This is a genomic window from Allomuricauda sp. F6463D, assembly GCF_023015965.1.
Taxonomy (GTDB): Bacteria; Bacteroidota; Bacteroidia; order Flavobacteriales; family Flavobacteriaceae; genus Flagellimonas.
The window spans coordinates 597,749-614,420 of the sequence record NZ_JALKAN010000001.1 but is presented as its reverse complement, the minus strand read 5'-3'; the positions used below and the strand labels follow the sequence as shown (position 1 = coordinate 614,420).

The window sequence follows — 16,672 nt, the reverse complement described above, 5'->3', positions numbered from 1 at the left end:
TTATATTAATCCGTTATATTTTCTGATGAACCATTCCAGTGCCAAGGAAAGAACCATCAGTCCGAGTAAAATACTGAAATCTATTAAAGATACAACATTATCTCTGCTCTTTTGAACAGGAATATATTGCTGGGAAGATACCAAGTCATTTTGAAAATTTTCAAAACTATCTAGATAGTAAACCTTACCCTTATTTTTTTGAGCTAGTCGTCCCATTTTGTTATAATTTGATGAAACCATCTGTTTTTCAGGATTAAAATCAAGTATTTTGAAGGTTCCCGATCGGCTCATGTTTTCGTCTTGGACCGTTACTGTAAATCCATATTTACCAGCTTGTAAATCACTTAAGTCAACTTCATAAAAAGTTCCCTTTAACAGCATGGGAGCCACTCTGGTAAAGTCGTTGTCCATGCCTTCTATTCTTATCGAAATACGAGCATTGGAATCAAATTGATAGCTTTCATCAAAATACGATGCTCTAATAGTGGCCGAGCTTGCGTTGTCAAAAATCAGTTCATAATCCAACTGCAATCGGCTTCGTTGTTTGTTGGAACCCAAATACACCATTAAATTGCCAATAAACTCATCAAACTTTTGGAAGCTTTGATCATTCCGATATACTTGTGCCCGCCAACGCCAAATACCCTCACCAAAAAGCACGGCTTCTTTTGTGTTGGGTTCCGCAAGAATACTGAACAATGGCTTATCTAGATCAATACCTTGTAATTGCTGGAACATAATGGTATTATCATTCTTTTTAAATTGAATATCACCTAAGGTTCCTGTTAATGGAGGAAATCCATTGACTGTAAATCCACCTAAACCAAACAATCCAAAGGCATTGTTCAATACAGGTAAAATAGCTTCTGTTTGCCTACTTCCTGTTATGGAAAAACTTTCTTGTATACTATTTAAAAAGCTCACATCTGTTTTACTGCCCGTAATGGTAAAGTAATTACCTCCCGTATTCTTTAAAAAGTCATATACTTTGCTAAAGTTCCGATTGGGCTGATATAAAATTAAAAGATCCGAATCCTCAAAATAAGATTGACTTGCATCGGGTTTTATTATAGAGACCGAACGTTGTTCATTGGATTCAATCGATTTTTTTAAGGCACCTATGTCAGGATGTATTATATCGGAAACAATGACCACATTGGTTTTTTCATCTACAACTTCAATGGCGGTCTCTTTAATATTGTTAGCGGTATTTCGTTCGTTTTCCAACGATCCTACTTCAATTTTAATGGTTTTAATACCCACACTTTGAGCTTCGACCAACGCGCTTAAAGTTTGACTGTTCTTGGTGCTATTTAGATTAATTCGCTCTTGGTGCACTCTATTTCCATTAATAAAAATGGTAACGGTTTCAGAAACCGATCTAGTCCCTCGATACTTTATCGAAGTTTCTATGGGAAAGTTATTCCTTAAAAATGCATACTTGTTTACATTGATAAAGCCTACGGAAATATCCTCATATTGTGTAGTGTCGCCGACCACAATCGCATTTATCGAAAAATTTTGGTTCAGGTCTACATATTCATAGTCCCTGCCCAGTGTTTGGTTACCGTCGGAAAAGAGTGCCACGGTATTGTTTCCACTGGTAAAAACATTGCCTAGTGCCGTGAGTGCTTTGGAAATATCTGTGTTCCCTTCGTTAAAATTGATTGAATCTATAGCTTTTAGGTCATTTCCAAATCCATAATGATGAACGGTGAACCGTTCGTTCAATGCTTCGTTCTTTTTAATTTTATCAATTGCTTGGGAAATTTCCACTGTAGAAGTGGCATCTTCCATGGATGTAGAGTTGTCCACTAATAGAATTAGGTTTGCCTTTTCAACAAAGTACTCCTTGGAAACAAATTTTGGATTTATTAAAAGCAAAAGGCCACAAAGTAAGGTTACAAACCTTAATGTGGCCAATATTATTTTAAGTGAACCTTTTCTAGGATTCTTATAGAAATATTGAAAATAAACAAGGACAAGCGCGGCAGCAACAGCAAAAAATATAAGAAGTACCGTGCTCAACTCCATTCATTTAAGTTAACATTCCACCATCCACGTTCAATACCTGTCCGGTAACGTAATTGGAAAGCTCGGATGCCAAGAATACACAGGCATTAGCTACATCTTCGGGGCTACCACCACGTTTTAAGGGGATTCCCTCTCTCCATCCTTGAACAACTTTTTCGTCCAATTTATCGGTCATTTCAGTTTCTATAAATCCAGGAGCAATGGCATTACAACGAATATTTCGAGAGCCCAATTCAAGTGCAACGGACTTGGTGAAACCAATCATGCCAGCTTTGGAGGCTGCATAGTTGGTTTGTCCGGCATTCCCTTTTACTCCTACAACACTACTCATGTTGATAATGGAACCTTTTCTTTGCTTCAACATGGTACGCTGTACTGCTTTGGTCATGTTGAAAACTGATTTTAGGTTAATTTCAATCACTTTATCAAAATCGTCCTCGCCCATACGCATCAACAGGTTGTCCTTGGTGATACCTGCATTATTGATAAGCACATCGATTCTGCCATCAAAGTCCTCCAAAACCTTGGCCACTAAGGCCTCGGATTCTTCAAAACTAGCGGCATTACTCTTATAGGCTTTGGCCTTAACACCCATTTGGGTCAATTCTTTTTCCAACTCCAATGCAGGAGCTTCGCTGGAACTATAGGTGAAAGCTACATTTGCACCATGTTTTGCAAATACTTCGGCAATTCCTTTACCGATTCCCCTGCTTGCTCCTGTTATGATTACGTTTTTCCCTTCCAAAAGTTTCATAGAATGATTGTGTTTGAATGGTTTTTAACCAAATATAGTTGTTGTTTTATGTATAGACGAAAAAAAATCCCGCATAAAACGGGATTTAGTATGGTTTTAACGATTGGGTTACCCAACCACTTGTTTCACTTTTACGCCAATTTCAGCTGGAGAATCCACTACGTGGATACCACAATCGCTCATAATCTTTTTCTTGGCCTGTGCAGTATCATCACTACCTCCAACAATGGCACCAGCGTGTCCCATCGTTCTTCCGGCAGGTGCAGTTTCACCAGCAATAAAACCAATAATTGGTTTTTTGCTACCACTCTCTTTGTACCATCTTGCTGCCTCAGCCTCTAACTGACCACCTATTTCACCGATCATCACAACACATTCGGTTTCAGGGTCGTTGATCAATAGCTCAACGGCTTCTTTTGTAGTGGTTCCAATAATGGGGTCACCTCCAATACCTATGGCTGTTGTGATTCCCAATCCTTGACGAACAACTTGATCGGCAGCTTCGTAAGTAAGCGTTCCCGATTTGGAAACGATACCTACTTTACCTTTTTTGAAAACGAAGCCAGGCATGATACCTACTTTGGCCTCTCCGGGTGTAATTACACCTGGACAGTTAGGGCCGATCAAAGTACAATCCATGTCTTTGATGTAATCATTGGCCTTAACCATATCCGCTACTGGAATACCTTCTGTAATTGTTATAATCACCTTGATTCCTGCATCGGCGGCTTCCATAATGGCATCCGCGGCAAAAGCTGGTGGAACAAAAATAATCGTGGTATCTGCACCAACTTCTTTTACAGCTTCTTCCACTGTATTAAAAACTGGTTTTCCCAAATGTTCCTGACCACCTTTACCGGGGGTCACACCACCAACCACGTTGGTTCCGTATTCAATCATTTGTTCGGCATGAAAAGTTCCTTCACTACCGGTAAATCCTTGTACAATTATGTTTGAATCCTTGTTTACTAAGACGCTCATATGTTTAACTTAATGTAGAGATACAAAAATATGGTTTACTAAAGTTTTTATCTATTGATTTCTTAAATCTTTTTTAGTTTTTTCAAGATTTCTGGAATCTTTTTAATGGATGCTATTTGTTTAAGCTTTTCACGGGCTTCTTCTGCAGGGTATCCAAAATAGGTTTTTCCACCTTCCAGTGATTTGGATATACCGGATTGGGCCAAAACCACAGCCTTTTTACCAATGGTAGCACCACTTGTAATTCCAACTTGTCCCCAAAGTGTTACTTCGTCTTTCAAAACAACACAGCCTGCAATGCCTACGTGGGATGCAATCAAACATTTTTTTCCAATAACCGTATCGTGGCCAACTTGGATTTGGTTATCAAGTTTTGAACCTTCTTTTATTGTGGTTGAACCAGATACACCACGGTCAATAGTGCATGCTGCGCCAATGTCTACATTACTTTCTATTACAACGTTTCCGCCGGATAGCAGTTTATCAAAACCTTCGGGTCTGTTTTTATAGTAAAAAGCATCTGCCCCCAATACCGTACCTGCATGTATGGTTACATTGTCACCAATAATACATCCATCATAAATGGTGACGTTGGGGTGTATTATACAGTTTTTACCAATTTTCACATGATTGCCAATAAACGTATTAGGCTGAATTACAGTCCCCTCCCCTATTTTTGCCGATTCGGCAATGGAAGAATTGGCATTTTCAAAAGGTTTAAAGTGTTTCGTCAGTTTATTGAAATCCCTAAATGGATCATCGGAGAGAAGTAACGCCTTCCCATCTGGGCAATCCACTTTCTTATTTATGAGTACAATAGTAGCTCTGGATTGAAGTGCTTTATCATAGTATTTGGGATGGTCCACAAAAACAATATCGCCTTCTTCTACTACGTGGATCTCGTTCATCCCCAATACGGGGAAATTTTCATCTCCCACATAGTCAGTTTCAATGATTTTAGATATTTCCTTTAAGGTATAGGTTTTATGGAATTTCATTTGGATTACACTTTGGCTCTTTCCAAATAAGCCGCTTTTTCCGTGTCGATCTTGATTTTATCCCCTTCATTTATAAAAAGAGGTACATTTATACTTGCTCCGGTTTCTACGGTAGCAGGCTTTGTAGCATTTGTAGCGGTATTTCCCTTAACACCAGGTTCTGTATGGGTAACTTCCAGAACAACACTGGCAGGCATATCAACCGAAAGGGGCATATTGTCCTCTGCATTGAAAATTATAGTCACTACTTCACTCTCTTTCAATAGGTCAGAAGCATCCAGAGCGTCTTTTTGTAGCGCAATCTGGGTATAATCATCCGTATTCATAAAATGATAGGTCTCCCCATCATTATATAAAAATTGATAAGAGCGCGTTTCCACTCGAACATCTTCAATTTTATGCCCAGCAGAAAACGTATTGTCCACCACTTTGCCCGTGGTCACACTTTTTAGCTTGGTACGGACAAATGCAGGCCCTTTACCTGGTTTTACATGAAGAAACTCTATAACTTTATAGATGTCGTTGTTGTACTTGATGCACAATCCTTTTCTTATATCTGAAGTACTTGCCATAAATTTAGTTTGAACTGAAATATCCTTTCATAATCCCTCTTTGCGAATCCCTAATGAATTGGAGTATCTCGTCCCGTTCAGGTGTGGCCTCCATTTCGACCTCAATGAGGGATGCCGCTTGTGAATTGTTATAATTTCTTTGATATAATAATCGATAGATGTTTTGGATTTCCCTGATCTTATCAGAATCAAAACCTCTTCTACGTAATCCAATGGAATTTATGCCCACATAGGAAAGTGGTTCCCTCGCTGCTTTAACATACGGAGGAACATCTTTACGAACTAGGGAGCCCCCAGTTACAAATGCGTGGTTTCCTATTGAAACAAATTGGTGTACGGCAACCATTCCCGCCAATACAACATTCTGGCCAATTGTAACATGTCCGGCCAGTGTGGAGTTATTGCTAAAAATACAGCCATCGCCCACAAAACAATCGTGTGCCACGTGACAATACGCCATTATCAGACAGTTGTTTCCAATTACCGTTTTCATTCTATCGGAAGTACCCTTGTTAATAGTGGCGCATTCTCTGATAGTTGTATTGTTTCCAATTTCCACGGTTGTGTCTTCACCTTGATACTTAAGGTCTTGCGGCATTGCGGAAATCACGGCGCCCGGAAATATATTGCAATTTTTTCCGATTCTAGCACCTTCCATGATAGTAACATTGGAACCAATCCATGTTCCCTCTCCAATAATTACATTGTTATGTATGGTGGTGAAGGGCTCAATTACCACATTTTTGGCGATTTTAGCCCCTGGGTGTACATATGCTAAAGGTTGGTTCATCTACTAATCTGTATTTTTTGTTTTCACGATTTGTGCCATCAGTTCAGCTTCAGAAACTAATTTTCCATTGGCGTAGGCATAAGCCTGCATATGACATATTCCCCTACGGATGGGAGAAATTAAATCGCATTTAAATATTAAAGTATCCCCTGGAACTACTTGTTGTTTAAACTTTACTTTATCAATTTTCATAAAGAAAGTAAGATAGTTTTCTGGGTCGGGAACGGTGCTCAATACCAGTATTCCCCCAGTTTGAGCCATTGCTTCTACTTGTAGTACCCCGGGCATAACAGGCGCTCCTGGAAAGTGACCTACAAAAAACGGTTCGTTCATGGTTACATTCTTCACCCCAACCACATGGGTATTGGATAATTCTAAAATCTTATCTACCAACAAAAATGGAGGACGGTGAGGTAGCCTTTCCATAATTTCATTGACATCCATTAAAGGTTTTTGGTGCAAATCATAGCTAGGTACCTTATTCCTTTTTTCTATTTTGATAATTTTGGACAACTTTTTCGCGAATTGCGTATTTACAAAGTGTCCAGGTTTGTTGGCAATGACTTTTCCCCTGATTCGGGTACCGGCCAGGGCCAAATCACCTATTACATCCAATAGTTTATGCCGTGCTGCTTCGTTTGGGTGGTGCAATGTAAGATTATCCAAAATACCATTTGCCTTTACCGAAAGTTTTTTCTTGTTGAAGGCTTTTTCCAATTTTTTCATTGTGGAGTCCGAAATTTCCTTGTCCACATAAACAATGGCATTGTTCAGGTCTCCTCCTTTGATCAACCCATGCTCCAACAACATCTCAAGTTCGTGTAGGAAACTAAAGGTACGCGAGTCCGCAATTTGTTCTTTAAAATCCGACATTTTTTCCAATGTGGCATTTTGTGTTCCCAAAACTTTGGTTCCAAAATCTACCATGGTGGTTACTTGGTATTCGTCAGCTGGGATTATGGTTATCTCACTTCCCGTGGATTCATCCCTGTAGGAAACCACATCTTTTACTACATATTCTTCACGTTCTTGATCTTGCTCCACGATGCCGGCCTCTTCCAGGGCTTCCACAAAAAATTTGGAAGAACCGTCCATAATAGGTGGTTCAGGAGCATTCAGTTCAATTAGTACGTTGTCTATATCTAAACCTACCAAAGCGGCAAGTACATGTTCCGAAGTATGTATTTTTACACCATTTTTTTCCAAATTGGTGCCACGTTGGGTGTTTACCACATAGTTGGCATCTGCCTCAATTATGGGTTCACCTTCCAAATCGATTCTTTTGAACGCGAAGCCGTGATTTTCTTTTGCAGGAAGAAAACTCATTGTGACATTTTCCCCTGTATGCAACCCTACACCTTGTAGAGTAACCTTTTTCGCTATAGTGCGTTGTTTATTATTTATTTTGCTCACCTTCAACCTTTTTTTCTATGTTGGAGATTTGATTTGCCAGTTTTGGCAAATTCTTAAAGTGTACGTATGATTTATTGAAGTCACCATAGTTTAAGGCAGGCGACCCTTGGAGTACTTCATCATCATTTATATTTCTACCAATCCCTGATTGGGCCTGGATACGGACTCTATCACCTATGGTGATATGCCCTACAATACCTACTTGACCACCGATTAAACAATTTTTGCCAATTTTAGTGGATCCAGCGACCCCTGTTTGTGCTGCAATGGCGGTATGCTCACCTATTTCCACATTATGGGCAATCTGGATTTGATTGTCCAATTTTACACCCTTCCTTAATATGGTGGAGCCTAAAGTGGCACGATCAATAGTGGTACCTGCCCCAATATCTACATTATCTTCTATAACTACATTACCTGTCTGTGGCACTTTACTGTATTCACCATTGGTATTTGGTGTGAACCCAAACCCATCTGCTCCGATAATGACTCCTCCATGGATAACACAATTGTTACCAATAACGGTTTCTGAATAAATTTTGGCTCCGGCAAATACGAATACATTGTCGCCGATAGTAACATTGTCGCCTATGTAGACATTTGGGTAGACTTTCACATTGTTTCCGATGGATACATTATTTCCCAAGTATGCAAAGGCACCTAGATAGAAACCTTCGCCATATGTAGCGCTGTCGGAAATATAAGAGGGGTTTTCAATCCCTGTCTTGTTATTCTTTACTTGATTATAATATTCCAACAATTTAGAAAAAGATTGGTAAGCATCATCTACCTTGATCAAAGTAGTGGAAATTGATTGTTCTGGCACAAAATCCTTATTGACGATGGTGATGGATGCTTTCGTGGAATATATATAAGAGGTGTATTTTGGATTGGCGAGAAAGGTCAACGACCCTTTTTCACCTTCCTCGATCTTAGATAATTTGTGGACAGCGATTTGAGGATTACCCTCAACTTCCCCTTCTAAGATTCCGGCAATTTGGGTAGCTGTAAATTTCATTGGTGCAAAAGTAACAAAATTTGTTAAACGGCTTTCTTTGGATAACAGCTATAATATTTGGTAACGGTTTTGGCCAATGCTTTTAAGCTTAACTGGTCCGACTCTTTCAAGACGTCAGATATTTTTCCGTTCTTTTTTAAAATTTGTATAGCTTCATCCTTACTATAGGCCTTGTTGGATATTTCACCCTGAAATACAAAGTTAGTGGCTTCTTTGGTTGTAAGGTCATATTTTTCCGTAATCCAATCCATTTTCTCTTCGATTTTTTCTTGGGACATTGGTTTATTTTTCACTTTAACATGCAGTAAACTTCTATTTAAAAGCATCGTGCATAGTTTAGAAAGCACAAAGTCATCATGGAATTGCCAACTTTTTAAAGCGCTAAGAATATCAATATCGTCAAGTTGGGCAAACGTTGCCAAAACGTGTGAATCAAAGGATAACTTACCGTTATTCGTTAGGAAAAATAACAATGGTTCACTGCCTGTAAGTATTTCATCTTGACTCAGAAGCAATCTCGCCCGTTGCATTATCCGAATCAACAACTGTTCCGCTACCAATCCTGTTTTATGGAGGTATACTTGCCAATACATAAATCTACGGGCCATAAGGAATTTTTCCACTGCATAAAAAGCCTTTTCCTCTACCACCAAATTTCCCTCTACTACATTCAACATGGAAATAAGGCGCTCAGAATTAATGTTTCCTTCGGTTACCCCTGAATAAAAACTATCTCTTTTCAAGTAATCCAAACGGTCCATATCCAACTGACTGGATACCAATTGATTTAAAAACGGCTTGGGATAGTTCCCTTGGAAAATCGCAATGGCTAAATCTAGTTGGCCATTAAACTCTTTGTTCAACTCCATCATGAATTGTAAAGAGATTTGTTCATGGCTTATTTCTTTTGCCACAAAACCTTCCAAAGCATGTGAAAATGGTCCATGACCAATGTCGTGAAGCAAAATGGCACACAATAAACCTTTTTCTTCTTCTTCGGTAATCGTTACATTTTTTAATTTTAACACCTGAATCGCTTTCGTCATCAAGTGCATGCTGCCAAGGGCATGATGAAATCTGGTATGGTGCGCTCCTGGGTATACCAAATATGAAAGCCCCATTTGCGATATTCGTCTCAGCCTTTGAAAATAAGGATGCGATATCAAACTAAAAATTAGTTCGTTTGGAGTTCCAATAAAACCGTAAATTGGATCGTTGAAAACGTTAAGCTTATTGGTTTTTACCAAGGATTTTTGTTTTAATTCCCACAAAGATAACTACTATATGAACAAGATAACAATTCTATGGGTCGATGATGAAATAGACCTATTAAAACCCCACATATTATTTTTAGAAAGTAAAGGCTATAATGTGGTGACGAGCCAAAGTGGCCAAGATGCCTTGGAAGAGATCAAAAACGCTTTTTTTGATATTGTTTTCTTAGATGAAAACATGCCAGGACTTTCTGGTTTGGAAACACTTATGGAAATTAAAAAATATGATGGTTCTATTCCTGTGGTGATGATTACCAAAAGTGAAGAGGAATATATTATGGACGAGGCAATTGGCTCCAAAATTGCGGACTATCTTATAAAACCTGTAAATCCCAACCAAATTCTTTTGTCTTTGAAAAAGAGTTTGGACAACTCTCGCTTGGTTTCTGAGAAAACCACAGCCAATTATCAGCAAGAATTCACCAAAATAGCCATGGATTTATCCATGGTAAACACTTACGAAGAGTGGGTTGAACTCTATAAAAAATTAATTTATTGGGAGTTGGAACTGGAACAGATTGAAGATTCCGGTATGTTCGAGATATTAGAGTCCCAGAAAGTGGAGGCAAACTCCCAATTTGGCAAGTTTGTGGATAAGAATTATAAGGCCTGGTTCCAGGACAGTGAAGCTCCTGTAATGTCGCATACTTTATTTAAGAATAAAATCCAACCCGAACTGGAGGGCAACAAAACACTTTTGGTGGTTATCGATAATTTAAGGTATGATCAATGGTTGGCGTTTGAGAAAACCTTATCGATTCATTATAAAAAGAAACAAGAGTCAGCATATTTTAGTATTCTGCCCACGGCGACTCAGTATGCCCGGAATGCTCTATTTTCTGGCCTTATGCCATCCGAAATGGAGAAGCGTTATCCCAATTGGTGGAAGAATGATACGGATGAAGGGGGTAAAAATCTATATGAATCAGAATTTTTAGGCGAACAGCTTAAAAGATTGGGAATGGATTTAAATTGGGAGTACCATAAAATAAGTAGTCTTAAGCAGGGAAAACAACTTGCGCAAAACTTTAAATCACAAAAGGATAACGATTTGACCGTAGTTGTCTATAATTTTGTGGATATGTTGTCCCACTCCAAAACCGAAATGGAAGTGGTAAAAGAACTTGCATCCAACGATAAGGCGTATCGTTCACTCACGTTGAGTTGGTTCAAAAATTCGCCTTTGTTGGAAATCATTCAACAGGCACAAGATCTTGGCATGAAATTGATTTTAACCACAGACCACGGTACCATAAATGTAAAGCAACCTTCCAAGCTTATCGGGGATAGGGAAACCAGCTTAAATTTACGTTATAAAACAGGTAGGAGCCTCACATACCAAGATAAGGATGTGTTGGCAACCAGAAGCCCACAGGAGATTCATTTACCCAACATAAATTTGAGTAGTAGTTATGTTTTTGCCAAGAACGACCTCTTTTTTGCATATCCCAATAACTACAATTATTATGTGAGTTATTATAGAAATACATATCAGCATGGTGGGGTTTCTTTAGAAGAAATGATTATTCCCTTTGTAGTTTTAGACCCTAAATAAAACAGTTTTGAAGAGAAGTTTCCAATTGGATCAAATTAACGAAGTGGCAAAAGAAGTGCTGCAAATTGCTCCCAGCAAAGTACTCTGTTTGTATGGAGATATGGGTGTTGGCAAAACAACATTGGTAAAAGCTTTGGTCAAAGAGCTTGGCGCGATAGATTTGGCAAGTAGCCCAACGTTTGGTTTGGTAAACGAATATTCCGATCAAAATAATAACCCCATTGCATATCATTTTGATTTTTATAGACTCAATGATGAAATAGAAGCCTTTGATATAGGCTTTGAAGATTACCTCGGTACGGATGAATGGTTGTTTATTGAATGGCCGGAGAAAATATCTTCTTTACTACCAGAGAATGCTGTAAGTCTATTCTTGCACTTTGTCGAAGAAAACACACGTTCAATCGAGTTAAATATTACTTAAAATAATATCGGTCTATTTTCAGTGGAATTATTGTTCAGAACAAGCCAATTTCGATAAAACGCTGTGTTTTTGCGATTAAAAACCAATTTTATCGATAAAAGGTGATGTTAGTTGATATATTTTCCTACATTTGTTCTGATAATGAATTCATTTATTAACCTAAAAACTCTTTTACGATGAACACTAAGAAAGTTTTTTTTGGATTGCTAGCTGTTGCCTTTTTGGCAATGACTGCTGTATCAACTACAGTGACTTTTGATGACAATCAAACTACTAGCATCAAGAAAAAGGACATAAGAAAACTATAATTCTCTTATTCCTTTAACGACCAAAATGGCTCTATTTTTAAATAGGGCCATTTTTTTGCAATAAAAATTTGATTTTAGTGTTATCATGACTAATGAGTGATAAACGAAGTATCAGGAGGAAGTTGATTATGGAAGGTGTTTTTGCACTCTTGATAGCAATAACCCCCATATTGTTCTATTGGTATAAGTATATACCTGTAGATGTCGAAACATATTCTTTTTTAGGCATTAGTTTCGAACCCAATGGTTTTAACGATGTATCGGAGGCATTTTACTATTACTTTAGTAAAATCGTTCCTTTATTGGCCCTTGTCATTTGGTTTGTTACCTGTAAAGAATGGTGGTATTATGCTATTTTGATTCCTATAGCAATGTACAGCTTTCAGCTATTTGCCGTATTGACATTTCAATCCGGTATAGTGGATGAGAATGAAGTAATGTATGTGATTGCCGTTACCATGGTAGTGGTTCCGGTAGTTTATTTTATCAGGTTAAAATTGGTGGATAAACACGTACATGGGATTGATCTAGAGGCCATGGATACAGAACTACAAATCCTCAAGGAAAAAGAAGAATTGCGTAAGGAACGTGAGAAATTGGAACAACGCAAGAAGACTGCTGCAAAAAAAATGTAAATTTGCTTTGATACCTTATGGTATTGTGAACAGATTTTCCTCTTATGAGTCAAGCTTCCTCTCCATTTAGCAAACAACAATTATTGCCCCAAGAAGAAACCCTTGAGGTTGCCAATATAAAGGGGGAACTTTTTATAGGTATCCCAAAAGAGAACCAATACCAAGAAAAACGGGTTTGTCTAACCCCAGACGCTGTTAATGCAATAACCGCTAATGGACACCGTGTACTGGTAGAGTCCGGTGCTGGTGAAGGAGCAAAGTTTTCGGATATTGATTATACCAATGCCGGAGCCGAAATTACCCGCGACACCAAAAAAGTATTTTCCTGCCCCTTAATTCTAAAAGTAGAGCCCCCTACCCTTTCGGAAATAGATTTTCTGAACCCACAGACCATTATAATCTCAGCCTTGCAGATAAAGACCCAGAACAAGGAATATTTTGAGGTCATGGCCAAAAAAAGATTGACTGCTGTTGCATTTGAATATATTCGAGATGATGATGGCAATTACCCGGCCGTTCGCTCATTGAGTGAAATTGCGGGGATTTCTTCCATTCTGATTGCTTCGGAATTAATGTCCAACCCCAATACGGGCAATGGACTTATGTTTGGGAACATTAGTGGTGTGCCTCCAGTTGAAGTTGTGATCATTGGTGCTGGAACTGTTGGGGAATTTGCAGCAAGATCAGCTTTGGGATTGGGAGCCAATGTTAAGGTTTTCGATAATTCAATAAGTAAATTACGAAACCTCCAAACAAATCTCAACCAAACGCTTTACACTTCTACAGTGCAACCAAAGAACTTAATAAAGTCTCTAAAACGTTGCGATGTGGCCATTGGAGCCACACGCGGCAAGGACCGGTCGCCTGTAGTTGTATCTAGTTCCATGGTAGAAAACATGAAAAGGGGCGCAGTAATCATTGATGTAAGTATTGATATGGGGGGCTGTTTTGAAACCTCGGAAGTCACTACACACAGAAAACCAACATTTGATAAATTTGGGGTCATCCATTATGGTGTGCCCAATATTCCATCCAGATACCCTAGAACATCCTCCATTTCCATAAGTAATATCTTTACCCCCTATTTATTGAAAATTGGTGAAGAAGGTGGTTTGGAACATTCGCTTCGGTTTGATAAAGGTTTGCGCAATGGACTATATATGTACCATGGTATTTTAACCAATAAATCCGTTGGGGATTGGTTTGGACTAAACTATAACGATATTAACTTTCTTATTTTTTAATTTAAATGGCATTTTTAAAACGATTGGGATGGTACTTAGTAGGACTATCCATTGGATTGATTTTTTTGGTTTTTATTTTGAAGAAAAAATCAGGTGAAGAGGGATTGGACTTTTGCTATTTTCCCAATTGTAGAGTGCTCAAGGATATGCGCTCCAAACCCTTGAATTTCTCAGAATCTCTTCCCGAGCAATACCGGGATACTTTGATGATTCAGTCATTTTTTAAAGATGGCGATGTGGATTTTGGAAGAAGCGACACTAAAGCCGAGCCATGTAAAATTTATTTTATCTCCCACGAATACAATGGGGAGGAATTGGAGCTAAAGGCTAAGAATTGTTTGGATAGAGTTGAAGTGGAAAATCTTCAGAAAAGCAATAAATAAGGTTTTAAAATACTATCGGTCAATTCAAAAGCTGTAGTCATCAATTCAAACGCCTGTTCCATCAAATAGCTGTTATATTTTGATAATATTAATGATACTTTTCTTTAAAATCCATAAGGATTTATCATTTAATATTAACTTAAAATCCTACTTCTTATGATGGCTTTAGCAAAAAAAACAGTTGAAATTATTGTAGATATAATTGAAGTTATTATCTGCTAAAAGAGTGTATTAATCAAGATAAAAGCCAACAATAATGTTGGCTTTTTTTATGTGGAAATTTCATCATCTAGCTTCCTAAGATTTTTCAAGTGTTTCTGGAAATTGATTATCATACTTCCATAAACCAGCCTATACAGTTTATATATTATAGTTGCAAAGGCTAAGGTTAATGTGGTTCCAAAAACAATAATAGCAACATAAATAAATCCTTCTTTATCTTGAAGCAATACTTTTAACTCATCATTGTTGTAAAGCTCCCAAATAAAACTCGTCATAAATGAAATGACAAATATGGCTAAGTTGTAATAGATATAGATATTGACTATCCGTTTGGTATTTAAAAGCCTATGTATAACAAGCTTAACATCACTCAACGCGTTAATGGATTTGAAGGAAATCAAAAATGTTAGGACAAAAAGTCCTAAAGCAACATAATTCAATTTATCCAATAAAATTAAAGGCTTGAACTCTAAAAAGGACTGGGGTGTAAAATGCATGAAGAAGATTTGAAACCCGATACCAATAAAACCCCAAATAGCAAACTCAACCAGTGAAATCCAAAAAAGTTTTTTTGTGATTAACCGAGAACTTAAAACCGATTTATCTTTTAAGAAAGAAGAACTACTATTATCTATACTATCAAATGATTCAAAATTAAGTGTCCGCCAACTTTCTTTCAGTGCATCTAGTTCCATATAAACATTAATTTATCTATATGTCTAAGAGCTAGATATTTTGTTACAAGAAAATTCAAACTCTTTTAAAAAAACTTGTTTCTAAATACAGAATATTCCATTGTTCTAGGCTTCCTCCAACTTCCTACGCTTCCTTTCCTTTTTAATCAAGGCCAACTCCCTAGAAGTCTGTCCAGCAACTGAGGTGTTTTCCTCTGCCCTTCTGATCAAGTATGGCATTACATCCCTCACGGGACCAAATGGAACATATTTTACGGCGTTATACCCCTGCGCTGCTAAATTGTAGGTAATATGGTCGCTCATTCCAAACAATTGCCCAAACCAAATTTTTTCATGGTTCGCCGGTATACACATTTTTTCCATGAGGTCAACCAACTTAAGGGTGCTCTTTTCATTATGGGTGCCTGCAAAAATGGTGAAGTGTTCCAAATGGTCTATAATAAAATGGATAGCAGCATCAAAATTCTCATCGGTATCCCGTTTGGATTTGCAAATAGGGCTTTCGTAGCCATTTTCGTTGGCCCTATCGTTCTCCTTTTCCATATAGGCTCCACGAACTGCTTTTGCTCCAATCTTAAAACCTTCTGCCTCCGCTATTATACATAGCTTCTTAACATAATCCAACCGGTCCCAACGGTACATCTGAAAGGTGTTAAATACCACGGCTTTCTGCTTATTGTACTTTCGCATAAGATCGAGGATCAGATCGTCCGCAGCATCCTGCATCCAACTTTCCTCGGCATCTATCAATAATGCAACATCCAAATCGTAGGCTTTTTGACAGACTTTATCGAATCGAGCCACAATTCTGTTCCACTCCGCTTGTTCATTTTCATCTAATTCAGAGCCAGCAGTTACTTTTTCAAATAATTTAAACCGTCCAAAACCTGTGGGTTTGAAAACAGCAAAGGGCATAGCATCCTTTTCCTTGACAAAATCGAGAATATCCAAGGTTTTTTCCATTGCAAAGTCAAACTGGTTGTCCACCTCTTTGCCTTCGGCCGAATAATCCAAAATGGAATATACCCCATTACCATACATATTGTCAATAATTGGCAAACAATCCTTTTCGTTTACCCCACCACAAAAATGGTCGAATACCGTGGCCCTTATCAAACCTTCAACCGGAAGGTGCACCTTGATTGCAAAATTGGTGACCGCGGTACCAATTCGAACCAAAGGTTCCTTGGAAATCATTTTAAAAAGAAAATAGGCTCGCTCCAGCTGGGAGTCCGATTTAAGCTCAAAAGCTATTGCAGTATTCTCAAAATTTGGTCGCATTAATTATAATCCATTAAAGATTCAAATATAAGTACGGAATCTATAACCATTTATATAAAAATAATCTTTATTTAGCAGTGTAAATAAAATT

The 16,672-nt window shown here is 38.0% G+C and carries 17 protein-coding genes; 6 read left to right on the top strand and 11 right to left on the bottom strand.

The window, feature by feature from the left end; translation table 11 throughout:
• From MWU56_RS02590 to MWU56_RS02550, 9 genes are all read right to left on the bottom strand, one after another.
• Complete coding sequence (locus tag MWU56_RS02590; RefSeq protein ID WP_247041919.1) at window positions 1-2,034, bottom strand: VWA domain-containing protein; 2,034 nt, start codon at window positions 2,032-2,034, stop codon at window positions 1-3.
• 4 nt (window positions 2,035-2,038) lie between these two features.
• A complete protein-coding gene (gene fabG / locus MWU56_RS02585; protein WP_247041916.1) occupies window positions 2,039-2,788 on the bottom strand; it encodes a 3-oxoacyl-[acyl-carrier-protein] reductase in 750 nt (249 codons plus the stop codon).
• Window positions 2,789-2,896: 108 nt separating this feature from the next.
• Window positions 2,897-3,769, bottom strand: coding sequence for a succinate--CoA ligase subunit alpha (gene sucD / locus MWU56_RS02580; protein WP_247041909.1), 873 nt, complete (start codon window positions 3,767-3,769; stop codon window positions 2,897-2,899).
• Window positions 3,770-3,831: 62 nt separating this feature from the next.
• The gene (locus MWU56_RS02575; protein WP_247041907.1) at window positions 3,832-4,767 is read right to left on the bottom strand and encodes a UDP-3-O-(3-hydroxymyristoyl)glucosamine N-acyltransferase; all 936 of its coding nucleotides are present in this window, start codon (window positions 4,765-4,767) and stop codon (window positions 3,832-3,834) included.
• 5 nt (window positions 4,768-4,772) lie between these two features.
• Complete coding sequence (gene efp / locus MWU56_RS02570; RefSeq protein ID WP_247041904.1) at window positions 4,773-5,339, bottom strand: elongation factor P; 567 nt, start codon at window positions 5,337-5,339, stop codon at window positions 4,773-4,775.
• A 4-nt stretch (window positions 5,340-5,343) separates the two neighbouring features.
• On the bottom strand, window positions 5,344-6,129 hold the full coding sequence (gene lpxA / locus MWU56_RS02565; protein WP_247041899.1) for an acyl-ACP--UDP-N-acetylglucosamine O-acyltransferase: 786 nt from the start codon (window positions 6,127-6,129) through the stop codon (window positions 5,344-5,346).
• Window positions 6,130-6,132: 3 nt separating this feature from the next.
• Entirely contained in the window at window positions 6,133-7,542 is a 1,410-nt protein-coding gene (locus MWU56_RS02560) for a bifunctional UDP-3-O-[3-hydroxymyristoyl] N-acetylglucosamine deacetylase/3-hydroxyacyl-ACP dehydratase (protein WP_247041897.1), read from the bottom strand.
• Window positions 7,526-8,560, bottom strand: coding sequence for a UDP-3-O-(3-hydroxymyristoyl)glucosamine N-acyltransferase (gene lpxD, locus MWU56_RS02555; protein WP_247041894.1), 1,035 nt, complete (start codon window positions 8,558-8,560; stop codon window positions 7,526-7,528). The genes MWU56_RS02560 and lpxD overlap by 17 nt, the downstream gene beginning before the upstream one ends.
• Before the next feature lie 23 nt (window positions 8,561-8,583).
• Entirely contained in the window at window positions 8,584-9,807 is a 1,224-nt protein-coding gene (locus MWU56_RS02550) for an HD domain-containing protein (RefSeq protein ID WP_247041892.1), read from the bottom strand.
• Between the two features lie 37 nt (window positions 9,808-9,844).
• Here MWU56_RS02550 and MWU56_RS02545 point away from each other — a divergent pair, with 37 nt between their 5' ends.
• The 6 genes from MWU56_RS02545 to MWU56_RS02525 all read left to right on the top strand — a co-directional run bounded on the left by MWU56_RS02545 (window position 9,845) and on the right by MWU56_RS02525 (window position 14,383).
• Window positions 9,845-11,389, top strand: coding sequence for a PglZ domain-containing protein (locus MWU56_RS02545; protein ID WP_247041890.1), 1,545 nt, complete (start codon window positions 9,845-9,847; stop codon window positions 11,387-11,389).
• 7 nt (window positions 11,390-11,396) lie between these two features.
• The gene (gene tsaE / locus MWU56_RS02540; RefSeq protein ID WP_247041887.1) at window positions 11,397-11,813 is read left to right on the top strand and encodes a tRNA (adenosine(37)-N6)-threonylcarbamoyltransferase complex ATPase subunit type 1 TsaE; all 417 of its coding nucleotides are present in this window, start codon (window positions 11,397-11,399) and stop codon (window positions 11,811-11,813) included.
• Between the two features lie 176 nt (window positions 11,814-11,989).
• Window positions 11,990-12,121 (top strand): hypothetical protein, encoded by a 132-nt coding sequence (locus MWU56_RS16510; RefSeq protein WP_262917769.1) that lies wholly within the window; start codon window positions 11,990-11,992, stop codon window positions 12,119-12,121.
• Between the two features lie 92 nt (window positions 12,122-12,213).
• The gene (locus tag MWU56_RS02535; RefSeq protein WP_247041881.1) at window positions 12,214-12,756 is read left to right on the top strand and encodes a hypothetical protein; all 543 of its coding nucleotides are present in this window, start codon (window positions 12,214-12,216) and stop codon (window positions 12,754-12,756) included.
• Between the two features lie 44 nt (window positions 12,757-12,800).
• The gene (locus MWU56_RS02530) at window positions 12,801-14,000 is read left to right on the top strand and encodes an alanine dehydrogenase (RefSeq protein WP_247041880.1); all 1,200 of its coding nucleotides are present in this window, start codon (window positions 12,801-12,803) and stop codon (window positions 13,998-14,000) included.
• Window positions 14,001-14,005: 5 nt separating this feature from the next.
• Entirely contained in the window at window positions 14,006-14,383 is a 378-nt protein-coding gene (locus MWU56_RS02525; RefSeq protein ID WP_247041879.1) for a DUF4258 domain-containing protein, read from the top strand.
• A gap of 269 nt (window positions 14,384-14,652) precedes the next feature.
• Here the strand turns inward: MWU56_RS02525 and MWU56_RS02520 are convergent, their stop codons facing one another.
• Window positions 14,653-15,102 carry a hypothetical protein gene (locus MWU56_RS02520; protein WP_247041878.1) on the bottom strand — a complete coding sequence of 150 codons (450 nt, stop codon included), beginning with the start codon at window positions 15,100-15,102 and terminating at the stop codon, window positions 14,653-14,655.
• 303 nt (window positions 15,103-15,405) lie between these two features.
• Window positions 15,406-16,581, bottom strand: a complete 1,176-nt coding sequence (locus MWU56_RS02515) for a proline dehydrogenase family protein (protein WP_247041877.1) — start codon at window positions 16,579-16,581, stop codon at window positions 15,406-15,408.
• Window positions 16,582-16,672 lie beyond the last annotated feature (91 nt).